General features: G+C 43.3%; 20 protein-coding genes and 1 pseudogene. 7 read left to right on the top strand and 14 right to left on the bottom strand.

From position 1 onward, the window contains the following. Positions 1-396: 396 nt before the first annotated feature. Positions 397-1,441: pseudogene (locus XDD1_RS04155) on the top strand (IS630 family transposase). Continuing rightward, on the top strand, positions 1,438-2,268 hold the full coding sequence (gene tesB / locus XDD1_RS04150; protein ID WP_045968970.1) for an acyl-CoA thioesterase II: 831 nt from the start codon (positions 1,438-1,440) through the stop codon (positions 2,266-2,268). The pseudogene XDD1_RS04155 and the gene tesB overlap by 4 nt, the downstream one beginning before the upstream one ends. A gap of 78 nt (positions 2,269-2,346) precedes the next feature. On the opposite strand, the gene amtB is transcribed toward tesB, so the two are convergent. The 5 genes from amtB to XDD1_RS04125 form a co-directional block, all read right to left on the bottom strand. Then, complete coding sequence (gene amtB / locus XDD1_RS04145; RefSeq protein WP_045968968.1) at positions 2,347-3,627, bottom strand: ammonium transporter AmtB; 1,281 nt, start codon at positions 3,625-3,627, stop codon at positions 2,347-2,349. A gap of 12 nt (positions 3,628-3,639) precedes the next feature. After that, positions 3,640-3,978 carry a P-II family nitrogen regulator gene (gene glnK, locus XDD1_RS04140; RefSeq protein ID WP_045968966.1) on the bottom strand — a complete coding sequence of 113 codons (339 nt, stop codon included), beginning with the start codon at positions 3,976-3,978 and terminating at the stop codon, positions 3,640-3,642. Positions 3,979-4,134: 156 nt separating this feature from the next. Further along, on the bottom strand, positions 4,135-5,913 hold the full coding sequence (locus tag XDD1_RS04135) for a SmdB family multidrug efflux ABC transporter permease/ATP-binding protein (RefSeq protein WP_045968964.1): 1,779 nt from the start codon (positions 5,911-5,913) through the stop codon (positions 4,135-4,137). After that, positions 5,897-7,645 carry a SmdA family multidrug ABC transporter permease/ATP-binding protein gene (locus XDD1_RS04130; RefSeq protein WP_045968963.1) on the bottom strand — a complete coding sequence of 583 codons (1,749 nt, stop codon included), beginning with the start codon at positions 7,643-7,645 and terminating at the stop codon, positions 5,897-5,899. Before XDD1_RS04130 ends, XDD1_RS04135 begins: the two co-directional genes overlap by 17 nt. Before the next feature lie 56 nt (positions 7,646-7,701). Further along, positions 7,702-8,172, bottom strand: coding sequence for an Lrp/AsnC family transcriptional regulator (locus XDD1_RS04125; RefSeq protein WP_045968961.1), 471 nt, complete (start codon positions 8,170-8,172; stop codon positions 7,702-7,704). Positions 8,173-8,294: 122 nt separating this feature from the next. Between XDD1_RS04125 and XDD1_RS04120 the strand changes: the two genes are divergently transcribed. Together XDD1_RS04120 and queC are read left to right on the top strand one after the other, a co-directional pair. Further along, entirely contained in the window at positions 8,295-9,347 is a 1,053-nt protein-coding gene (locus XDD1_RS04120) for a PLP-dependent cysteine synthase family protein (protein WP_045968959.1), read from the top strand. A 32-nt stretch (positions 9,348-9,379) separates the two neighbouring features. Then, on the top strand, positions 9,380-10,078 hold the full coding sequence (gene queC, locus XDD1_RS04115; RefSeq protein WP_045968957.1) for a 7-cyano-7-deazaguanine synthase QueC: 699 nt from the start codon (positions 9,380-9,382) through the stop codon (positions 10,076-10,078). A gap of 112 nt (positions 10,079-10,190) precedes the next feature. Here queC and XDD1_RS04110 read toward each other — a convergent pair whose 3' ends face one another. From XDD1_RS04110 to bolA, 9 genes are all read right to left on the bottom strand, one after another. After that, on the bottom strand, positions 10,191-10,598 hold the full coding sequence (locus XDD1_RS04110) for an acyl-CoA thioesterase (RefSeq protein WP_045968955.1): 408 nt from the start codon (positions 10,596-10,598) through the stop codon (positions 10,191-10,193). Positions 10,599-10,746: 148 nt separating this feature from the next. Further along, the gene (locus tag XDD1_RS04105) at positions 10,747-11,133 is read right to left on the bottom strand and encodes a ComEA family DNA-binding protein (protein WP_045968952.1); all 387 of its coding nucleotides are present in this window, start codon (positions 11,131-11,133) and stop codon (positions 10,747-10,749) included. 148 nt (positions 11,134-11,281) lie between these two features. Next, positions 11,282-13,162 carry a peptidylprolyl isomerase gene (gene ppiD / locus XDD1_RS04100; RefSeq protein WP_045968950.1) on the bottom strand — a complete coding sequence of 627 codons (1,881 nt, stop codon included), beginning with the start codon at positions 13,160-13,162 and terminating at the stop codon, positions 11,282-11,284. A 174-nt stretch (positions 13,163-13,336) separates the two neighbouring features. Then, positions 13,337-13,612, bottom strand: a complete 276-nt coding sequence (hupB, locus tag XDD1_RS04095; RefSeq protein ID WP_167541622.1) for a nucleoid-associated protein HU-beta — start codon at positions 13,610-13,612, stop codon at positions 13,337-13,339. A gap of 256 nt (positions 13,613-13,868) precedes the next feature. Next, positions 13,869-16,223: an endopeptidase La gene (gene lon, locus XDD1_RS04090; RefSeq protein ID WP_045968945.1), complete on the bottom strand. Its 2,355-nt coding sequence runs from the start codon at positions 16,221-16,223 to the stop codon at positions 13,869-13,871. Between the two features lie 205 nt (positions 16,224-16,428). Next, on the bottom strand, positions 16,429-17,700 hold the full coding sequence (gene clpX / locus XDD1_RS04085; protein ID WP_045968944.1) for an ATP-dependent protease ATP-binding subunit ClpX: 1,272 nt from the start codon (positions 17,698-17,700) through the stop codon (positions 16,429-16,431). Positions 17,701-17,850: 150 nt separating this feature from the next. Further along, positions 17,851-18,474: an ATP-dependent Clp endopeptidase proteolytic subunit ClpP gene (gene clpP / locus XDD1_RS04080; protein WP_045968942.1), complete on the bottom strand. Its 624-nt coding sequence runs from the start codon at positions 18,472-18,474 to the stop codon at positions 17,851-17,853. A 271-nt stretch (positions 18,475-18,745) separates the two neighbouring features. Further along, entirely contained in the window at positions 18,746-20,050 is a 1,305-nt protein-coding gene (tig, locus tag XDD1_RS04075; protein ID WP_045968940.1) for a trigger factor, read from the bottom strand. A 395-nt stretch (positions 20,051-20,445) separates the two neighbouring features. After that, a complete protein-coding gene (gene bolA, locus XDD1_RS04070) occupies positions 20,446-20,769 on the bottom strand; it encodes a transcriptional regulator BolA (RefSeq protein WP_045968938.1) in 324 nt (107 codons plus the stop codon). A 256-nt stretch (positions 20,770-21,025) separates the two neighbouring features. Here bolA and XDD1_RS04065 point away from each other — a divergent pair, with 256 nt between their 5' ends. The 3 genes from XDD1_RS04065 (at position 21,026) to XDD1_RS04055 (ending at position 24,238) form a co-directional block, all read left to right on the top strand. Continuing rightward, the gene (locus XDD1_RS04065) at positions 21,026-21,613 is read left to right on the top strand and encodes a lipoprotein (protein ID WP_045968936.1); all 588 of its coding nucleotides are present in this window, start codon (positions 21,026-21,028) and stop codon (positions 21,611-21,613) included. 71 nt (positions 21,614-21,684) lie between these two features. Beyond that, positions 21,685-23,214 (top strand): muropeptide MFS transporter AmpG, encoded by a 1,530-nt coding sequence (ampG, locus tag XDD1_RS04060; protein WP_045968934.1) that lies wholly within the window; start codon positions 21,685-21,687, stop codon positions 23,212-23,214. A 256-nt stretch (positions 23,215-23,470) separates the two neighbouring features. Beyond that, positions 23,471-24,238 carry a nucleoside-specific channel-forming Tsx family protein gene (locus XDD1_RS04055; protein WP_045968932.1) on the top strand — a complete coding sequence of 256 codons (768 nt, stop codon included), beginning with the start codon at positions 23,471-23,473 and terminating at the stop codon, positions 24,236-24,238. Positions 24,239-24,289: the final 51 nt, after the last annotated feature.

Genomic DNA, 24,289 nt, shown 5'->3' with positions numbered 1-24,289 from the left:
TTGATAAGCCTTGATAAAATTAACAGTGATAATTCACATCTAAAATAAAAACAAAAGATAATTTTATTTACAACTTAATCCATTTATTTTCAAATAAATAAAAACTTATTATCCATAATCTTTCGTTCATACTTTTTAAATAGCATTTCAAAATGATAGGCGTAAATCTTATCCCGCGCGGCGCGCGGAACAAGATCGCAATCTCTCACTATTATGGGAATTTATTTAAACACGCTTAAAAGTAAAGGCATGTTATGAGCCAGACATTACAAAACTTAATTAACTTGATACATCTAAATGGCTTGCCAAAATGGTAGGAGTCTCAAAGAAACTCAGTCCTATTTTTGCGAATGTCTTGATTGCAATAAAAGAAACCGCAAAAGGAAGGACTGAGTTATGCTTATCTTACCACCAACCTCCCGAAATGAACGGCGCCAGATGAAAAAAGTCGTTCAAAAAACCACAGATAAAAATTATGCCCGCCGGATCATGGGCATACTCTGGTTATGCCAAGGAGAGCCGGTCTCCCAAGTGGCCGATAAACTGTGTTGCGCTGAGTCTTCTGTCTGGCGCTGGATTAAGCGGTTTAGGGAGCTGGGATGGATGGGGTTACTCAGTTTACCGGCAGGCCGCCATACCCGATGGCATTTAACCCCACTTTGGCCTTTTCTGTCTTATCTATTGGAACATTCTCCCCAACAGTTCGGTTAATCTCGTTCCCGATGGAGCCTGGCCTTTTTTGTTTTTTAAATCAAAGGGTTACTTAAAATCACCCTTTCAAATGAGCACGCTTTACCGTTATTTCCGTCAACAAGGGATTGTCTGGAGAAGAGCGGCCCCGACAGTCAAGTTACCCGATCCGGAATATGAAGAAAAAATGGCCCGCATTACCGAAGCGCTTTCCCGGGCGTCAGAGAAACATCCTGTTGTTTATGAAGATGAAGTGGATATTCACTTGAACCCGAAAATCGGGGCGGGCTGGTATTTTAAAGGCCAGCAAAAACGCATTAATACGCCGGGTAAAAATCAAAAATACTACGTTGCGGGTTGTCTTGATGTCCGGACCAACAAAATTGTTTTTACGGGTTACATGAAGAAAAGCGCTCAATTATTTATCAATACGTTAGAAGAATTAAAACGCCAATATCGTCACGCAGAAACGCTCACCGTGATTTTAGACAACTACATTATTCATAAAAGTAAGTCAGTAAAAGCGTGGTTACGACAGAATCCAAGCGTGACACTTTTATTCCTTCCGGTTTATTCGCCCTGGTTGAACAAAATAGAGCGGTTATGGCAATCGTTACATGAAACGGTTACCCGTAATCATGGTTGCCAATTTATGTGGCAACTGATTAAAAATGTGAAAATTTTTTTAAAAACGGCGTCAGGAAAAAAGACGTTGAAAGGAATCAGAAATATCAGAGTCTCAGCATTATGAAAAGGCATTTAGAAAAAATAGAAGAAGGCATTTACCGGGGACAAAGTGAAGACTTAGGATTCCCTCAGGTTTTCGGCGGGCAAGTCATAGGCCAAGCGCTATATGCAGCAAAACAAACTGTCGTGAATGACAGAATGATCCATTCCTTTCATAGCTATTTTCTACGTCCAGGGGATAGCCATAAGCCCATTGTTTATGATGTTGAAATATTACGTGATGGGAAAAGTTTCAGTGCCCGCCGCATCAGCGCAATACAAAATGGTCAGCCTATTTTCTACATGACAGCCTCCTTTCAAGGAGATGAAGAGAGTTTTGAACATCAAAATACTATGCCCATGGTTCCCCCTCCCGAAGAGTTAGAATCTCAAGAGGAAATCATAAAAAAAATGGCTAACTCACTCCCGACAAAATTAAAAAAAGTTTTTTCTGTCCCTCCCTTGGAGATGAAACTCGTTCCTCTGCAAAATCTACCCAATCATTCATCCCAAGTCCCCGTGCGCTATGTTTGGTTCCGTAGCAATGGAAAAATGCCGGAAGATCCACTCCTTCATCACTGTTTGTTGGGCTATGCCTCAGATTTCAATTTTCTGCCCACGGCATTACAGCCCCATGGCGTAAAATTTATGGAAAAAAATATGCAAATAGCAACCATTGACCACTCAATGTGGTATCACCGCCCTTTCAATATGGATGAATGGTTACTCTATTCAATCGAAAGCCCGTCAGCATCAGGTGCCCGTGGTTTTGTTCGTGGGCATATCTATAATCGTGCAGGCGTGCTTATCGCTTCTGCGGTTCAGGAAGGCGTCATCCGCAAACTGTCATGAATTGAATCAATACTGTATGCCGTAATAACAGAAAGTTACTACGGCACGGAACACCTATCTTCACGCGAATAACAGTGCTCAGTTATAAGCACTTTCGCCATGTGAAGTAATATCAAGTCCTTCCCTTTCTGATTCGATACTCATGCGTAGTCCAACCAACTTATCAGCGATCTTAAACGAGATATAAGCCGCGATTGATGACCAAACGATACAGACCAAGATACTCATCACCTGAATACCGAGCTGCCTTAACATTGTCATGCCTTCAGAAAACCCTGTTCCTCCTAAAGTGGATGCAGTAAAAACACTGGTCAATACACAACCGACGATGCCACATACTCCATGTACCCCAAACACATCACAAACATCATCAACCCGTAACCATCTCTTCAGTATGACTACCCCCCATAAGCCTGCAATACCTGCAATCAATCCCATCACTAATGCGCCACCAATACCCACTGTTGCAGCAGCAGGTGTAATGACCACCAAACCCGAAATACACCCAGAGCATGCCCCTAAAAGTGACGGTTTCTGGCGAAATAACCACTCACAGAAAACCCATGACAACACTGCTCCTGCCGTTGCTACCACCGTATTCACCAGAGCCAGCGCTGCGATAGCATTCACTTCACCCGCGGAGCCCACATTAAAGCCAAACCATCCAATATAAAGGATCGCTGTGCCAATAAAAGTCATGGGTAAGTTATGAGGTTTAAAGGCTTCCCGTCCGAAACCAGAACGCTTTCCAAGTAAGTGAGCACCAACCAATCCTGCCGCTGCCGCATTAATATGAACAACCGTCCCACCAGCAAAATCCAAAGCGCCATCCTTAGCCAGCCAGCCGCCGCCCCACACCATATGCGCCATAGGGATATAAGATGCGGTCAGCCATAGCGCACTAAAAATCAGCAGTGCGGAAAAACGAACTCTTTCACATAAGGCGCCCACCACTAAGGCAACAGTAATACACGCAAATGCCCCCTGGAAAACAACGTGAATTAACTGATAGAAACTACCATTTAGATCAGTTATGGATATGTTTTTCAACATTACCTGACCAAAACCGCCCCAAAAAGAGTTGCCTGTCTCAAAGGTCATGCTGTACCCATACATAATCCAAAGCACACAAACCAATGAAAAACTGACAATCACCTGTGACATCAATGACAAAACATTTTTGCTGCGTAGTAATCCCCCATAAAACAGAGCGATGCCGGGTATTGTCATAAAAAGGACAAGTACTGTATTAACCAACATAAATACGGTGTCTGCTTTATTGAGATTATTTTCCACGGCAAAAGCAAATGAAGGAAAACTGGCCGCAATACACGCTAAGAATAAAAATTTCTTCTTCATTTTTTCCTCCACTTACAGTGCAGCATCATTCGTTTCACCCGTCCTGATCCGAACCGCATGCTGTAATTCAAAGAGAAAAATCTTTCCATCCCCCATTTTCCCAGTGAAAGCAGTCTGCTGAACAATATGGATAATTTCTTCAACTTTTTCATCATGGGTAGCAATATCAATCTTAACTTTGGGCAAAAAATTAACGTTGTATTCGGCGCCCCGATAAAGTTCGGAATGGCCTTTTTGACGTCCAAATCCCTTTACTTCCGTTATAGTCATACCTTGTATTCCTATATCAGCAAGTGCTTCCCGCACTTCCTCCAGCTTAAATGGCTTTATGATGATGGTGATGAGTTTCATATTTCCCCCGTTTTTTGCGACGTTTGCACAAGGGGATATTTGCAAGGGATATGCCAGAAGTTAAAAATGATGTGTGATCAATTTCTTATCGAAAAACATCTCTAAAGAAAGGATAAAAAAGGGAACAGAAAAGACTTCTGTCCCCTTATATGCACATTAAGCGTGCACCGATTCATTCAAAGTCTCTCCAACTTGCTGGAGTTGGTACATTTGATAATAGCGCCCGTGCTTTTCCAGTAGCTGTTGATGCTGGCCTTGCTCGACAATTGCACCACGATGTAGCACTACTATGGAATCAGCTTCAGTTATGGTTGAAAGGCGATGAGCGATCACTACCAATGTCGTCTGTTTGCGGATCATTCCCAGCGCTTTCTGTACTGATCGCTCTGTTCCAGAGTCAATATTCGCGGTTGCCTCATCCAAAATAAGGATCTGTGGCGTCTGAACTAAAACCCTGGCCATTGCCAAAAGCTGTTTTTGGCCTGCGGAAAGTGTATTCCCTTGTTCCCCCAAGACAGAATTCAAACCATCCGGCAAATCACGAACAAATTCAGCCAATTGAACCAATTCCAGCACTTCCCATATTTTCTCTTCACTGATATCCCGCCCTAGCGCGATGTTGTTAAGGAATGAAGCTGCCAGAACGACAGGATCTTGCTGCACCATCGCTACCCCATTACGTAACACTGCATGAGAAAGCGAAGAAATAGGGCGTCCATCAAGATAAATCTCACCGTCTTGCCACGGATAGTACCCCATAATCAAATTGGCCAGCGTGCTTTTCCCACTTCCGGTATGCCCAACCAAAGCCACAAATCCATGTGGAGGAACATGCAGGTTAATATCACTCAGGACAAGTTTGTTACTGCGATAAGCAAAATTTAAGTTTTCAATCTCAATGCTACCACTCTCTAATGCCCGCAAATCATTGCCATATTGCTGCTGCGGGCTATCCATCAGTTCAAAAACCCGTTCTCCTGAAACCACAGCTTGCTGCAATATTGATTGCTGTGAAGTCAACTCAATCAGTGGCTCATTCAGCCTGCCAAGATAGTTAATAAAGGCGTACAGGACACCCACGCCAATCACCTCAGTGCCTTTGATGCCAAATAATAAGAGCAAACCACACAATATTGCGGCAGAGAAGAAGCTCAATAATGGCCGCAACAAAATGCCATCTAACCGTAAAGCCTGCATACGGGCCTGATAATGTGCTCGGTTGATTGCCAACATTTTCTCACCAAAACGGGCTTGTTGACGAAACTGCTGAATCACCGTCATGCCATTAATGACTTCGTTGAAACCATCGTTAATATCAGCCAGATAACCGCGAACCCGCCTAACTATCGGGGTGCTAAGACGTTGATAGATCACCATGACAAGCAAGACTGCGGGAAATATCATGATCGCAACACATGCCATACGCCAATTCAAAACAAACATGGCTATCAGCATGGCACCAATCAGTGCAATACAGCGAAACACAGCCGGGATCACATTAACAAACAGATCCTTAATGACCTCAGTATCATTTGTTACGCGGGATATCAGTTGCCCAACGGGTTGATTATCAAAAGCACTTAATGGCTGACGTAATGCTGAGTTCATCACATCAGTACGAAGTTTCTGCACCACGGCCACAGATGCCTGATTAAAAAATAATGTTTGATAATAATGTAAGACAGCAGAAATAAGCTGCAAAACCAAGAATACGACGGCAAGCCCACCAACAATATCAAGCGGTAAATTCCCCGTTGCTACCATATTGTCGATAAAATAACTCACAAGCAGAGGTCCGCTCACTTCTGCCAATGCAGCAACCCATAACATCAATACAGCAATTAGCATTGGTTTGCGGTAATTTTTACTGTAAGCAAGCAGGCGCTTTAATGATGGCCATAGCTTATTGATATGAGTTTTAGTCATTTTCTCCATCCAATGCCGCTTCTAGTTGTTGGTAATGGTACATATCTGAATACCAACCTGATTGAGCGATAAGCTGCTTATGCTGGCCCTGCTGTGCAATCGTGCCATGTTGCATAACCAAAACATTATCTGCTTCCGTTAATGCCGATAGCCGATGTGCACTGATAATAACAGTGCGCTGTTGCCGCCATTGACTGAGATTTTTCATAATCTGGTGTTCCGTGTGCCCATCAACGGCAGACAGCGCATCATCAAGGATTAAAATTTCCGTATTCAGCAACAAGGCCCTGGCAATGGATATACGCTGTTTTTGCCCGCCAGAAAGCATCACACCGCGCTCTCCCACTTCCGTTTGATACCCCTGAGGCAAGCGCAAAATATCATCATGTACACTAGCTAAACGCGCGACTTCTTCTATTTGTTCTTGGGTTGCATCGGGCCGACCTAAAGCAATATTACCTGCTACCGTATCTGAAAACAGAAAAGGTGTCTGGTTAACAATCGCCAATCGCGAACGCCACTCTTCCATTCGGAGAATAGAGATATTTTTTGACTGAAAAAGAATGCCTCCATCAGTGACATCAAATTGCCGTTGCAACAAAGCTAATAGCGTACTTTTCCCTGCCCCCGTTGGTCCGCAAAGCCCCAATAACTGCCCAGGCTCTAGCTGGAAATGGATACCCTGCAAAACAGGACGATCACTTTGGGGATAAGTAAAGGTGTTGATATTTGCCTGCAAACTTCCCCGATTGGAAGACAAAGACAGTGTTCCATCTTCAGTGACCAGTGGCTCCTCCAACAAGCTGCGGATACGTGTATAAGCAGCGCTCCCTCTCTCAACGATGTTAAACATCCATGCCAGTGCCAACATCGGCCAGATCATCAATCCCAGATACATCACAAAACTGGTCAGTTCACCAAGAGTCATGGTGCCATGCACCACCATCCAACTCCCACCACCGACAGCCAACAGGTTTGCAACCGCGACAGTGATAAAAATGGTGGGATCAAAACGTGCATCTACACGTGCGACATGCATATTTTTACGCCCGGCATCAATGGCAACTTCTTCAAACTGATTAGATTGCAACTTCTCCAGTCCAAACGCTTTTATCATGCGGATACTCGTCAAACTTTCCTGTGCATGATTATTTAGGGTGGAAAATGCACCTTGCGCAGATTTGAAACGATGATGAAGCTGATTACCATAATGTTTAATTGCCAAGGCCATAATGGGCATGGGCAACAGTGATAACAAGGTTAATTGCCAACTGATCTCCACACTCATTACAATGAGGACAGCGCATCCCATGACTAAAGCATCAACTAGAGTAAGCACTCCCTCACCTGCTGCAAAAACAACCCTGTCAACATCATTTGTTGCGCGAGCCATAAGATCACCTGTCCTATGGCGCAAATAAAATTCAGGATTCTGGCTACTCAAACGCCAATAGAAGTCACTACGCAGCTTAACAGCCAGCCGATAAGAAGCACCGAACAACCATACACGCCAAACATAGCGCAAGCCATAGATTGCCAACGCAATAAACAGCATTAACCCCAGCCACATGGTGAGTTGACTCAACGTCATGGTTTTTGTACTAATGCCATCAACGATAACCCCGACCAAACGGGGAGGAATGAGTTGCAGCACTGCAATCAAAACAAGGAAAATAACAGCACCCAAATAACGCCGCCATTCCCTAATAAAATACCAGCTTAATTGTGAAAATAATCTCACACACCTATTCCTGAGATAAAAATGAAAGAGTTAGCACCTACCGACCAAAAAGATCTTTATGTTACTGAATCTGGGATTGGCAGCGCCGTTGTATATTTTATCTTTTCCATAGCAAAGTTAGAGGTGACATCAATCAAACCAGAAACCCCATTTACCATACGCTTGTAGAAACGATCATAACTTTTCATATCAACAACTTCTACATGCATGAGGTAATCATATTCACCCGCCATGCGATAAAATGTTAAGACTTCTGGCATCTCTTTTATAAAGGAGACAAACTGTTCATACCATTCACTGTTGTGTTGCTGAGTTTTAATCATCACTATCACTGTCAAACTCAGGCCAAGTTTTACCCCATTTAACAAGGCAACTTTGCCCACAATATAACCTTCATCTTCAAGCCGCTTGAGACGCTTCCAGCAAGGTGTCGAAGTTAAATTCACGGCTTCAGCCAGTGCATTCAGGGATAGACTACAGTCCTGTTGCAGCAGTTCCAGTAGCTTACGGTCTATTTTGTCTAGCATATCTAAATCCTGTAGAAATATTTCCCAAATATAACGGATAAACCCAGAAAAATAACAATCTATTTCTCTGAATGTAAGGGTAATCTATATACCACTACGGTATTATTATTCAGGGTCAATTTATGTCGTCTTTATGGGCTACAAATGCCATAAAAGCTATCCAAGCTGATTATCAACGCAGTGCTGATACACATCTCATTCGTCTTAACCTTCCTATGTTTCCAGGTATTCACCTCTATCTAAAAGATGAGAGCACCCATCCTACTGGTAGCCTCAAACATCGGCTTGCTCGTTCCCTGTTCCTTTATGCACTGACTAATGGCTGGATTAAGGAAGGAACCCCTATTATTGAAGCCTCATCTGGAAGCACTGCTGTTTCTGAGGCTTATTTTGCCCGCTTACTGGGTTTACCTTTTATTGCGGTCATGCCCTCCTGCACCGCTAAACGCAAAATTCAAGAAATTGAGTTCTATGGTGGTCAATGCCATTTTGTAGAGCATTCTGCCTTGATTTATCAAGAATCAGAGCGTCTGGCAAAAGAGCTGAATGGCCATTATATGGATCAATTTACCTACGCCGAACGAGCGACTGACTGGCGAGGAAACAACAATATTGCAGAAAGTATTTTCCGCCAGATGCAGCTAGAGCCTTTTCCTGAACCCACTTACATTGTGATGAGTGCAGGAACCGGTGGCACATCGGCGACACTCGGCCGTTATATCCGCTATAAGGGATATAACACTAAACTTATTGTTGTCGATCCAGAAAACTCCGTCTTCTACGATTGCTACCACCAGAATCGCCGTGATATTTACGGAAGTATTGGCAGCAAAATAGAAGGCATTGGCCGCCCACGCGCAGAACCGTCTTTTATTCCCTCAGTTATCGATGACATGATCCAAGTTCCTGATCTTGCCACTATTGCTACCATTTATTGGCTTGAAAAACTAATTGGCAGAAAAACCGGAGCATCAACGGGAACTAACGTCTGGGGAGCTTTAAAACTCGCCAGGCAAATGCACGATAACAACCAACAAGGGGCAGTTGTGACATTACTCTGTGATAGTGGAGAGCGTTACCTTGATACTTATTACAACCCAGAGTGGGTTCGCAATAATATCGGTGACATCTCTCAATATCTCACACAACTACCCAAGTTAAACGGTTATGAGTAACATATCTCCTTCAATTTACAGAGGCAGGTATCATGAAACGAGCCGTTGTTGTATTCAGTGGTGGGCAGGATTCCACCACTTGTTTAATTCAGGCACTTCGCCAATATGACGAAGTTCACTGTGTCACCTTTGATTATGGACAGCGCCACCGTGCTGAAATTGATGTGGCTTGTCATATAAGCAAAGAATTGGGAGCCGCTGCCCACAAAGTACTTGATGTGACTTTATTAAATGAGCTCGCAATCAGTAGCCTGACAAGGGACAATATTCCCGTACCCGATTTCAGTGAAAGTGAAAAAAGTGGCCTCCCAAGTACGTTTGTGCCTGGCCGTAATATTTTATTTTTAACTCTGGCGGCAATTTATGCCTATCAAGTTGAGGCTGAAGCCGTTATTACCGGCGTTTGTGAAACCGATTTTTCAGGCTATCCGGATTGCCGTGATGAATTTGTCAAGGCTCTCAACAAAGCTGTCAGCCTTGGCATTGCCCGCAATATTCGTTTCGAAACTCCTCTAATGTGGTTAAACAAAGCGGAAACTTGGGCACTGGCAGATTATTATCAAAAATTGGATTTTGTCCGCAATCAAACCCTAACTTGTTATAACGGTATTCAGGGTGATGGATGCGGTGAATGCGCTGCCTGCCATCTCAGGGCTAAAGGGTTAACTCATTATTTAAGCAATGCCCAAACTATTATGTTAGACATGAAATCCAAAACACATCTCAGTTAGTCAGAACGTTTTATACCCTATAAACTTCAAGTGCGGCTCGCAGGACAAAAGCCGCTTATTATCACCCCGCGCCGCGGGGCGATAATAAATATCTTAAGTACGGCAGGTATAGTTATCCGGCCTTGTTCTTATATGGTTCCATTCTTTCTCGTAACTCACCTTCTAAAACTAATGCTTTTTGCGTTTTTAAATCAATACAGGCAAATGTCGTTAAAGCATCTGCAATAATTTGATTATCACTCCTGCGTATGATTTCCTGAAAAAATGTCCCGCTTTTGTTGCGTAATTCCTGTATCGAAGATTTCACTTCCAGCTCATCCGCAATCACGGCTGGATGACGATAATTAATATTAATATTCACCACAACAAAACCAATATTTTTACGATTTAACCATGCCAACAGGTTATTTTCAGTCAGTAAATCCCAACGGGCTGCTTCCATAAATTCCAAATAGCGGGCGTTGTTCACATGCTGGAAAATATCAATATGATAGCCCCTGACTTTGATCATTGTGCTCATTGCTATTTCTTTCCTTACTCTCATCCGACCAGACAAAAAATAACAATAGCAAAACAATTTAATTACAATAAGGTTTAATGAATGATTCTTGATCAATATCACAGCCCCCTTGATAAAACTGCTGCGAATTCACAAGAGGGCCTAACACTTAGTAAGTTAATTTATCCCGATTTTTTTCTATAAACATAGGTCCAATACCTTGAACTTCCTGTAATTGATCTATTGCGGTAAAAGGGCCATATTTCTCACGATATTCAATAATCGCCTGTGCTTTTTTCACTCCCACTCCATTGAGTTCCTTAGCTAACTGTTCGGCATTTGCAGTATTAATATTAACAAGCTCCTTGTCCTGTATCTGCGGTTCCCCTCCCTCTTTCACCTGACCGTTTTCAATAGTGGCTTTGTCTTTATATTGACCAACAGGTTGTTTCACTATTTTATCAGTAGGTTCATTAGCTGTAGCTGCATGGGATAGCGGTATGCTAAAACACCATGCCATAATAAATGAATTGAATAATATCCTTAAATATTTCATGTAAATCTCTCCATGTTTTGTTGGTGAAGGAAAGATTGCCACAACAATATTTCTGAGCAACAGGCAAGATTCAGATATGCGAAAGGCCACGAAAGTGGCCTTTTTCAATTACGATTTTGCAAAAATAGATGCGAGCAGCTTCACAATTTTATTCAAGTTGACCAAACTTAATATCCGCATCATCACGTAAATTCATGATGAGTGACTCCAGCATGATATTACCTGTCTGGTATTGATAACCCATCATATATTGCTTGAGCTGATCATCTGTAACCGATCCCGGAACAACTTTATCCAATTGGATAAGCACAGCGTTACCCAATTCATCTTGGGCTAATCCATATACAGGCTTACCCTCTTTAGGATGCGGTAAAGTGAATGCCACATCGATAGCCTGATTAGTTTGTGACAGATGTTTTATCACAGTAGGCTGCTCGAACTGAATTCCGGCTGATTTCAGTGCCTGTTCACCTTTACCTTCTTTCAGGTCAGCCAGTAGTTTTTCACTTTCAATCTGAAGCTGTTTTTCCGCTTTTTGGCGTTTCACCAACTCAGTCACCTCAGATTTAGCCTGTTCAAGCGTTTGAATAGTCTCCGGTTTAACATCATCAACACGCAGAATAAAGGCTCTGTCACCTTCAACCGAAATGACATCAGAGTTAACGCCTGTCGCCCCTTTACCATCAATCAAATTGCCAGAGAAAATGGCCTGAACAACTTGATTGAAATTGATGTCAGCCGGAACATGATCGCGATCAAACCAGTCAGTGGTCACGGCCTGATAACCTGCCGCTTTTTCTGCTGCTGCCAACGATTCATTGTCATTCGCGGCGGCATCACTGACTTTTCGCTGTAATACATAAAATGCATCAACTGCTTTTTCCTGCTTAACAATTTGTTCTATTTCCGAACGCACATCCGCCAGTGGCTTGACTTCCTGAGGTTTAATATCATCCAAACGAAAAATGGCATATCCATTAGATAATTTGATCACTTCTGAAAGTTGCCCTTTCTGGGTCAAATTCGCTGATTTAAGTTCATTCGGCAGAGCGCTTTCTTCCATCCAACCCAGATCACCGCCCTTTTGAGCAGAAAATTTGTCGGTCGATTTTTCTGATGCCAATTGACTAAAGTCAGCTCCTTTTTTTAACTCATCCAAAACCGATTTAGCGGCAGCGTCTGAATCCTGTTGAATAAGGCTATACTTCTTCTGTTCAGGTTTAGTGTATTTTGCCAGATTATTTTTATAATACTTTTCAATATCAGCGTCAGATACAGTGACATGATTCAGTTCATTCTCTGCATCCATTTTGATATAACTGACTTTCACTCTTTCCGGCACAGTGAAATGCTGACTATTCGCGTCATAATAGCTTTTCAGCTCTTCATCAGTCACTGTTTGCTTCTCTTCAATTGATTTCAATTCAAGAGTGGCAAAACGCACTGTTCTTTCTTGAAAAAGTAAGGCTGCTTGCTGTTTTATTTCTGTCGGTAACGCAATTTCCGCACCGATAACAGCTTGCTGCAATTGACGATTAATCAGCTCCTGGCGAATCTGCTCTGCCAGACTATCAAGGCTGACGTTTGATTGGGCAAGCCAGTTTAAATATTCCTGATACTTTTTGTTATCAAATTGGCCGTCAGTCTGGAGAAATGGTAAATTACGTATCTCTTGGGCAACTTGATTATCGCTGGCTGATAAACCCAGCTTACGGGCATATTGTTCAATCAAGGTCGCATTGATGAGTCTCTCCAATGATTGGAGCCGAAGCTGTTGTAGCCTCTGTTCGTCGCTTAATAAAGTTGAAAATTCATCACCCAGCTTCTCCTGTTGAGCATTTTTTTCTTGCAAAAATGCCTGCTCCAGTTGAGCACGGCTAATGGTTTGGCCATTCACTTTGGCAGCATAACTACCACTTTCACTGGACAGGTAACCTGTGACACCTGTCAGCAAAAAAGTCAGGATAATTAGAGCCAACACAATTTTGAGCACAGGACCGTTTGCCGCCGTGCGTAGGTTGTCCATCATAAAGACGTAAAACTCCGCTTTAGTGAAAAAGAAACTGTCATATTACGCTAATTCAAACGCTAAGAGAAAAAAAGCGCACCAATCAGTTGATGCGCTTATATTCTAGCCTATCAATACGGGCTAGTCAGTTGAAGTTTATCGTAATAACAAGAACCAGAGCCGGTTTCCTGCTCATTAACCATTAACAGCATCTTTTAAACCCTTTCCAGCCCGGAAAGCAGGGACTTTTGCTGCTGCTATCTTGATTGCCTTGCCTGTCTGAGGGTTACGCCCTGTACGTGCAGCTCGCTCACGCACAGTAAACGTGCCGAACCCCACTAAAGCGACATCATCACCGTTTTTCAATACACCAGATACTGAAGAAATGAATGCATCTACTACACGTCCGGCTGCTGCCTTAGAAATGTTTACGTCAGCAGCAATTTTGTCGATCAGTTGTGACTTATTCACTCTTATCATCCCCATTTTAGTTTTACTATCGTAACGGAAACTGATTTATAACGGATAACACGGCAGTTATGCCGTCATATCAACCCTTTCCAGTATTAGCAAGAAATCATGGAACAGCAAAATATTTAATCAGATAATCAGACTAATCTAACTTAATGACACAAAAAAAGGCTGGCAAGTCTGAATTCACTCACCAACCTGAATTTTATATACAGTTCTTGAGTTAGCTCACTATTTTTGTACTATCTTAGTGATACTACTTTAGTGATACTATTTCTGCACCAAACGCGGGTTCCTGCAAAGCAATAGATAGAACATCTTCTATACGCTTAACGGGGTGGATCTCCAAGTCTTGGATCACATTCTGTGGGATCTCTTCCAGATCGCGTTTATTGTCATCCGGGATCAAAACCGTTTTTATTCCCCCACGGTGCGCCGCCAGTAATTTTTCTTTCAGTCCACCGATTGGCAGAACTAAACCACGCAGAGTAATTTCCCCTGTCATAGCCACATCAGCGCGAACTGGATTACCTGTCAGGCAGGAAACCAATGCGGTACACATTGCAATTCCCGCACTTGGGCCATCTTTAGGTGTCGCGCCTTCCGGCACATGAACATGGATATCACGTTTTTCATGGAAGTCAGCACTGATGCCCAGCTTATCAGCACGAGCCCGAACAACGGTCAACGCCGCTTGGATAGATTCCTGCATCACTTCACCCAGTGATCCGGTATAAGTCAATTTACCTTTACCTGGTACACTGGCAGTTTCAATCGTCAGCAAATCACCACCCACTTCTGTCCACGCCAGACCGGTTACCTGACCCACCCGGTTTTCTGTATCAGCACGGCCATAATCCACTCGTTGCACACCCAGATACTCTTTCAAATTATCCGCGTTGATTTCGATGTGCTTAAGTTTTTTATCCATCAGTAATGCTTTGACCGCCTTACGACACAATTTAGAGATTTCACGCTCCAAACTACGAACGCCAGCTTCACGCGTGTAGTAACGGATAATGCCAATAATTGCACCATCATCGATAGTCAGTTCACCTTTTTTCAGGGCGTTGCGCTCAATCTGTTTCGGCAGCAGATGACGTTTGGCAATATTCAATTTTTCATCTTCGGTATAGCCCGATAGACGAATAACTTCCATGCGATCCAACAAGGGGGCGGGAATATTCATGGAGTTAGATGTTGCCACGAACATGACATCGGAGAGATCGTAATCAACTTCAAGGTAATGATCGTTAAATGCGATGTTTTGTTCAGGATCAAGCACTTCTAACAATGCTGAAGCTGGGTCACCACGCATATCGGATGACATTTTGTCAATTTCATCCAATAAGAACAGTGGATTTTTAACCCCTATCTTGGACATTTTCTGGATTAATTTGCCCGGCATTGAACCAATATAGGTACGACGATGACCTCGGATCTCCGCTTCATCGCGTACACCACCCAATGCCATACGCACATATTTACGCCCCGTTGCACGTGCGATAGAACGACCCAATGAGGTTTTTCCCACCCCAGGAGGCCCTACCAGGCAGAGTATTGGCCCCTTGATCTTGCTAATGCGGCTCTGTACCGCAAGATATTCAAGAATACGCTCTTTAACGCGCTCCAAACCATAATGGTCTGTATCCAGCACTTCCTGCGCTTTGACTAAATCTTTTTTTACCTTGCTACGCGCAACCCAAGGAACTTGTACCATCCAGTCAATATAACTGCGAACAACCGTTGCTTCGGCTGACATCGGAGACATCATTTTTAATTTCTGCAACTCAGCTTCGGCTTTTTCGCGTGCCTCTTTTGGCATCTTCGCGTCTTCGATCTTGAGCTTCAGCGTCTCATATTCATCAGGTGCATCATCCATCTCACCCAATTCTTTCTGAATCGCTTTCATTTGCTCATTCAGGTAGTATTCGCGCTGGCTTTTTTCCATCTGTTTTTTAACGCGATTGCGGATACGTTTTTCTACCTGTAGCAGATCGATTTCTGATTCCATCATGGCAATCAGATATTCGATACGCTCAACAATATCAGACATTTCTAAAACTGCCTGCTTATCGTTGATTTTCAAAGGCATATGTGCAGCGATGGTATCTGCCAATTTTGCCGCATCTTCAATACTGTGCAACGATGTCAAGACTTCTGGTGGGATTTTTTTGTTCAGTTTGACATAACCTTCAAACTGATTAATCGCTGTTCTTACCAGAACTTCTTGCTCACGTTCATCAACGTCAGAGGATTCAAGGTACTCAACTTGTGCATAAAAATATTCGCCATTATCCGTCAACGTGGTAATGCGAGCGCGCTGCAAGCCTTCAACCAGCACTTTGACTGTGCCATCCGGCAACTTTAACATCTGTAACACAGAAGCCACTGTACCTACGGAGAAAAGATCATTGACTCCCGGCTCATCAGTAGATGCTTCTTTTTGCGCGACCAACATGACTTGTTTGTCATGCTCCATTGCTGCTTCCAGGCAATGAATCGACTTCTCACGCCCAACAAACAGAGGGATCACCATATGTGGGTAAACCACTACATCGCGCAAAGGCAATACAGGGATTTCTATGCGTTCGGAACGCTCAGGATTCATAGAGCTCTCTCTTCGTTTAGCTTTCGCCAGTTTTAGGAATCTCGTGAAACACGGTTTTCACGAGTTTCACTTCAAAGAATACAAAATATATGGGGACAGGAATCTGACATTCAATAGCCTATGTCTGCAAAAAACAAAATGAGGGAGAACCCCTCATTTGTTTTTTCAATGCGTCTTGATAATCAGCACTTCCTACCCCATTTCTTCACTCACCAGAAACTTGGGCATCCGGCTTGCTATATATCAATAATGGTGCGGAGTTATCTTCAACAACTGTTTCATCAACGACAACTTTCTCTACATGTTCCATCGATGGCAGATCGTACATTGTATCCAGTAAAGCACCTTCAACAATGGAACGAAGACCACGGGCACCGGTTTTACGCGCCATAGCCTTTTTCGCTATGGCAGTCAGTGCTTCTTTTCTGAACTCCAGCTCAACACCCTCAAGGTTAAACAGGGCCTGATACTGTTTCGTCAACGCATTTTTCGGTTCCTGTAGGATTTGAATCAATGCATCTTCACTCAGTTCAGTCAGCGTTGCTACAACGGGCAGACGACCGATAAATTCAGGAATTAACCCAAATTTGATCAAATCTTCCGGTTCAACCTGAGACAGCAATTCGCCTTCTGTTGCTTTCTCCGATTCACCTTTAACTTTAGCACTAAAACCAATGCCTGAACTGATATTCAAACGCTGGCTGACAACTTTATCCAAACCAGCAAACGCACCGCCACAGATAAACAGGATCTTGGAAGTATCGACTTGCAAAAATTCCTGCTGTGGGTGCTTACGGCCACCTTGAGGTGGAACCGCCGCCACCGTGCCTTCAATCAGTTTCAACAGAGCCTGCTGAACCCCTTCTCCCGATACATCGCGAGTAATTGAAGGGTTATCAGATTTACGAGAAATTTTATCTATTTCATCAATATACACGATACCACGTTGTGCTTTCTGCACGTCGTAGTCACATTTTTGCAGAAGTTTCTGGATAATATTTTCTACATCTTCCCCAACATAACCCGCTTCGGTCAATGTCGTGGCGTCAGCCATCGTAAACGGGACGTCTAAATAGCGAGCTAATGTCTCGGCCAACAACGTCTTACCGCTACCTGTCGGGCCAATCAACAGAATATTACTTTTGCCGAGTTCCACACCGTTAGTGGCGTCACCATTACGTAGTCTCTTGTAATGGTTATAAACCGCAACTGCTAACACCTTTTTCGCTGTTTCCTGGCCGATAACATAATCATCCAAGTGTTGGCGAATTTCATGAGGAGTAGGCAATGCGCTACGCTCACGATGTGGTACTAGCTCCTTAATTTCTTCGCGAATGATATCATTACATAAATCGACACATTCATCGCAGATATACACTGACGGGCCAGCGATTAATTTCCGTACTTCATGTTGGCTTTTCCCGCAGAAAGAGCAATACAGCAGCTTTCCTGAACCGTCTTTGCGCTTATCTGTCATCAGTCAACCTCACTTTATGAACTGTTATCCCAGTTTGTCTGGCATAACAGGAAAAACGCTGTCATTACTCCACTCCGACTCGTTTAGCGTCAACATCAAGAAACGCTTAGAGAAAGGCTAGCATCGGAGTAATAAAGTAATTATTAATAATTAGTTACGTTGAGTGAAAATACTATCAACCAATCCGTATCCTACAGCTTCCTCGGCTGACAAGAAACGATCGCGTTCTGTATCTCCAATGATTTTCTCAAGTGATTGTCCGGTATGTTTTGCCATCAATTCGTTCATACGAGCTTTAACTTTGAGTATTTCCTGCGCATGAATTTCAATATCAGTCGCCTGTCCCTGGAAACCACCCAGTGGCTGGTGAATCATAACTCTGGAATTTGGCAGACAAAAACGCTTCCCTTGTGCGCCAGCGGTCAGCAGGAATGCTCCCATTGAACAGGCCTGTCCCATACAAATAGTACTCACATCAGGTTTGATAAACTGCATCGTGTCATAAATAGACATACCTGCCGTAATAACCCCACCTGGTGAGTTGATATATAAATGAATATCTTTTTCTGGGTTTTCTGCTTCCAAGAATAACATTTGGGCAACGATCAAGTTCGCCATATGATCTTCAACAGGCCCAGTTAGAAAAATAATACGCTCTTTCAATAAGCGGGAGTAGATATCAAATGCACGCTCTCCACGTGCTGTTTGTTCAACCACCATCGGCACCAAAGACATGTTAGGTGCATATTGATCTTGCTTGCCACTGTATGACATTTCCGTCTCCTAATAGAACTCACGCTGGTGCCATTCATAACTGATTCTACTTGAGATAAGCGATGATGACCATGATCCAAAGTTAACTAACAAGGGGGCCTCCCCCTTCTAAAAAGTAGTAAGCTCTTACATAATAGTAAGAAAGGATATGAGGTTAAATCTGTTTTTTTCAAGAACAATAAAAAAACCCGCAAGCATAGCCTGCGGGTTTACTTCGGTTTGCTTCATTGAGTGCGAGGTTTCATCATCTCAGGCAATCAATAAATGAAACTTATGCCCATTGATTTTGGTTCATAAGATCATTAAAGCCAGTTTCTTTTTCAGAAACTTTAGCTTTGCTCAGAACAAGTTCAACAGCCTGCTCTTCCAGAGCAATGTTGCGAACGCTGTCCATCATTTCTTTGTTTTTACTGTAGTATTCAACAACTTCTTTTGGATCTTCATAAGCTGCCGCCATTTCTTCGATCAACGTAGTCACGCGATCTTCTTCGACTTTCAGCTCATTGCTGCTGATAACTTCGCCTAACAGCAAGCCAACAACAACGCGGCGTTTTGCCTGCTCTTCAAACAGTTCACGTGGCAGTTCAAGAGCTTGTTTTTCGTTGCCGCCAAAACGTTGGGCAGCCTGACGGCGCAGTACATCGATTTCACCATCAACCACTGCCGCAGGAACTTCAATTTCGTTAGCCTTAACCAGACCGTCAAGAACCTGAGTTTTGATGTTGTTACGAACCGCATTTTTCAGTTCACGTTCCATATTCTTACGAACTTCGGCACGCAAACCTTCAACGGTACTATCAGAAATACCAAAACGCTTGATGAATTCTTCAGTCAGCTCTGGCAGTTCACGCTGTTCAACTTTTTTCAGGTTGATCACGAACTTCGCCACTTTGCCTTTCAGATTTTCTGCATGGTAATCTTCCGGGAAAGTCACATCGATAGTAAATTCTTCACCGGCTTTGTGGCCAACAACACCGTCTTCAAAACCTGGGATCATACGACCCTGGCCCATTGCCAGAACGAAATCGGTTGATTTACCGCCTTCGAACTCTTCACCATCAATGGAACCCGTGAAATCAACAGTGACGCGATCTTCCGCAGTCGCTGCTTCATCGGTTTCTTTCCAATTTGCTTGCTGTTTGCGCAGTGTGTCCAGCATGTTGTCAACATCTGCATCTTTAACTTCAACAACCGGTTTTTCGACTTCGATTTCTTCCAGACCTTTCAGTTCAATTTCTGGATAGACTTCAAATTCAACAGCGTAAGTGAAGTCTTCGCCTTCTTTAAACTGTTCAGGTTTGTAGCTTGGTGCGCCTGCTGGATTGATTTTCTGCTCAATGATCGCATTGATGAAATTGCGCTGCATCAGATCACCCAGAACATCCTGAAGAACAGAAGCGCCGTAACGCTGCTTAACGATCTTCATTGGCACTTTGCCCTTACGAAAGCCGTCGATACGGACTTTCTTTGCTACATTAACCAGTTCACTGTTAACTGCTTTTTCGATATCGGCAGCAGGAACGGTGATTGACACACGACGCCCAAGGCCTTGAGTGGTTTCAACAGAAACTTGCATCTTGTTACCTCAAAAAAATCATAGTGCTCGGTCAACTTCAGAATGACTGTAATGCTTATCACAAGCTAATTACAGTACTCTTTAAGAACCGGGGCGGTCGCATTAAAAAACCGAGAATCCCTGTGATCAGAAGCGTCCCGAAACCATTCTAAAAATTTAGACGCAACATTATAGCGACGCAGACAGGATGAGTCGAGAATTGCAGACAAAAGCATGCATGATTCGTCGACTTAATATGGTAAACGTTGCTCAATGACTACATCACGATATCATTTATGATGATATTGTTTATGCAATATACATATAAACAAAAAGACAGCCCGAAGGCTGCTAGCTAAAATTAAACTTGGATGAATCAAATAATAACAAACAAGCTACTTGATTATCCTAAACAGTCACAGGCTTGACGTCGTTGTACTTCCGCCACGACAGGCCGGAGAAGCCAAAAAGGTATCTTCCAGTTCAGCCCACTCCTTTTCCGTATAAGTATGAAGCGCCAACGCATGTACGCCTTCCTCTAATTCTTTAGCCAAGACACTATATACTGAACGATGGCGACTCAGCATTCTTTGTTCAACAAATTCATTGCTGATGACAATGATTTTAAAATGGCTTTCAGAACCCGCTGGCACATTGTGACGATAACTTTCATCAATCACTTCCAGATGAGAAGGCTTAAATGCCGCCTGTAACTTTGTTTCTATTTCTTGACGAACCATCCCATTCTCCTAAATCACCAAAGGTTATTTATCAACCACATCATTGATTCTAGTTTATTTCCCGTGGTTTATAACATCGGGAGTAACCAAATCTCTTTAACCGCGTTCATGTGAAGTATTTCTCACTAAATTTCGACCATCAGGGGTTTCAACCATCAGGGATATGCCGCTACCTATGACGATGCTATGATTACTGCGGTTTATTCCACCCGTATTACTATATTGAATATCTGAATCTTGAATTGAGAAAACCCAAATGCTAAAGAAAATACTTATGCCATTGATGACGCTTTTCTTTTTAGCTGGATTATCTGGCTGCGCAGACTCAAGCAATACGTTGGCCATTGCGCCCAAAATTACCCTGCCGCCAGCCGATCCAACCATGAAAGCGATTACTGTCACTATTAGTGGGGTCGACCAGCGTCCATCTCAAGCCCTGGCCCAAATTAATCGTGATGCACGATTGGTCACATTGGTTCCTTCCCGCGATTTGCGCTTTCTACTGCAAGAAGCCCTGGAAAAACAAATGGTGGCTCGCGGCTATATGATTGGTTCGCCTGCCAATGCCAATTTGCAGGTCATTGTGAACCAACTCTATGCCGATGTGAAAGAAGGCAGTCTTCGTCACGATATTTCAGCAAAAGCTGAAATTTCCATCATTGCTTATGCCCAAGGCGGTAGTCAACAAATCAAAAACTATCGTACTAGCTACAATGTTCAGGGGCCATTGAGTGCAACAAACGCAAAAATTGCTGATGCCGTAAATACAGTCTTATCTGATGTGATCGCAGATATGGCTCAAGATGCGTCAATCAGCACCTTTATCAAGCAAAACGTCCGTTAACAGGATAATGAATAAACTTTCTGCTTAATTCTGGCAAAACGAGATGATATGCAGAAAGTTTTGGGAGGCCCATGACTAACCACCGTTATTTAAACCTATCTGCATTACGCAACTATCGTACCCTTCTATTGCTGGGCTTTGCCTCAGGTCTGCCTCTTGCGCTCACTGCTGGAACATTACAAGCATGGATGACTGTCGAAAATGTCGATATCCGAACTATCGGTTTTTTCACTTTGGTTGGTCAAGCCTATGTGTTTAAGTTTCTCTGGGCGCCTGCAATGGACCGATATTCCCCCTCCTTTTTAGGACGCCGGCGGGGATGGATGCTCATTACTCAACTTTTTCTGATTGTCAGTATTGCCGCAATGGGATTCCTGCAACCCTCCCAGCATCTATGGTGGCTCGCGGCATTGGCTGTCGCTGTTGCATTCTTCTCAGCTTCCCAAGATATTATTTTTGATGCCTATAAAACCGACCTGTTGACACCGGAAGAACGGGGGTCAGGTGCCGCCATTTCTGTACTGGGCTATCGGTTGGCGATGCTGACTTCGGGGGGGCTTGCCTTACTGCTCGCCACCTATATTGGCTGGCAAAGTATGTATTGGGTTATGGCTGGCATGATGTTGATTGGCGTTTATGCCACGCTCACAGCCAAAGAGCCGAAACTGAATACCGCACCGCCAAAAACATTGCATCAAGCGGTATTCGAACCCTTATCTGATTTTTTCAGCCGAAACAATGCCTGGCTTATCCTGCTATTGATTGTCTTGTACAAACTGGCTGATGCTTTTGCGCTCTCACTCAGCACACCTTTTCTTATTCGTGGCGTAGGCTTCAATCCAGCCGAAGTCGGGATGATCAACAAAACCCTCGGACTCGCTGCCACCATTGTCGGTGCCTTATACGGGGGTTATTTGATGCACAGACTGAGTCTGTTCCGTGCCCTGATGATCTTTGGCATTCTCCAAACCGTTTCAAATTTTGGTTACTGGATACTTGCTGTTACCCCTAAAGACATCTATGTCATGGGGAGCGCGATTTTTCTGGAAAATATCTGTGGCGGGATGGGAACAGCGGCTTTTGTCGCCCTCCTGATGACTTTGTGCAATAAATCATTTTCAGCCACCCAGTTCGCTTTGCTTTCTGCATTATCAGCCGTTGGCCGAGTTTATGTCGGCCCGGTAGCAGGATGGTTTGCAGAAGCTTATGGCTGGTCAACGTTTTATCTCTTCTCTATCATTATTGGATTACCAGGGCTTGCGCTGTTGCTCGTCTGCCGTAAGACACTGGATTACACCCAGAAAAATGATAGCTTTCTGCCCCGGACACTCTTCAAGAATGCTTATAAATCCGCCTTTATTATCATGATATTGGCTGCCCTGATGTTCATTGTTTGGTTAATGATCAGCAGCGTGTTGTTTATCATCATTCATTTAGTCTCTCTGATATGCACGCTATCTCCAGAATCTATGCTCAATCTGCATAAAGTCAGTGACTGGATATCCCCGCTATTATCCTGGAGTGTCATCATTGGCACCTTGGGTCTTCTTTTAGGAGGAATATTGGATTATTTCGCTTTAAAGAAAAGTCAGCTCACTTAATCGATTCTCCCCACTCCAGATGCTTTTTTCACATCTGTCTACAACAGAAGGCTGACAAAGTTCAGTCTTCTGTTGCCAGTTTATAGTGACAAACTTCACAAGAAGAATAAAAAACCACAATTCTGTGGCCTAGCGAACATCTTTTTCAAGGTGGAATTATTTATATTTGAACTAACAAATATTATCATTTGAACGCATATTATTTCGAACTATTCGAAATATCGTTAATCACCTTAAAACCATATAAAGGGAATTTATGAAAAGACGTATTTTGACACTCACCGCCATTGCCGCTGCCTTAGTTTCTGCTTCAGCCAGCGCGGAATACCAGTGGGGGTTTGGCAATGTCAGCATGAACTACCTTGACTGGAGCAAACATACCACGCATAAAACCGGGCAAACCTCACATAAGGATGATTTTGCTTATCTAGAACTGGAAGGTGGGGCAGGATTTAGCTGGGGCGAACTGTACGGCTTCGCTGATTTAGAGAATCCTTTTAACAGCAAAACCGCCCAACCAGGTGATAACCAACGTTACACGTTCAAGACAACCGGCCGTTTCTATCTGGGTGAGACGGGTTTCAACCTTTATGGTCATGTCTATGGAACCTACTCATTACCCGGCAAAGCAAACGGTGGAAACTTCCATGAAGTCAATACACTTTACGGATTAGGCTATAACGCTAATATTGCTGGCCTGTGGTTCAAGCCTTTTGTCGCACTGCATTATGTTGACCAACCTTTCTATTCAGGAAACAACGGTTATGTCGTAGGCTGGGTTGCCGGATACGATTTCAATCTTTGGGAACAAAAATTCAGCGTGACAAACTGGAATGAAATTGAATTAAACCGCAATCAACGTTACGGCAACGGCGGACGCGAAGGTATCAATGGCGCTATCGCATTATGGTGGACGCCACATCCTTCTTTTACTACTGGCGTTCAATACCGCTATGCGGATAACAAACTGGGCGAAGATTTCTGGCAGGATGGTATTGTTTATAGTGTAAAATATAACTTTTAATAACTAGTTTAATCAATGAGCAGCCTAATGCTGCTCATTAAAACTAATAAA

Source organism: Xenorhabdus doucetiae (assembly GCF_000968195.1).
GTDB lineage: Bacteria > Pseudomonadota > Gammaproteobacteria > Enterobacterales > Enterobacteriaceae > Xenorhabdus > Xenorhabdus doucetiae.
Note: the sequence above shows the minus strand (reverse complement) of the source record. Positions and strands in the feature narration are given on the sequence as shown.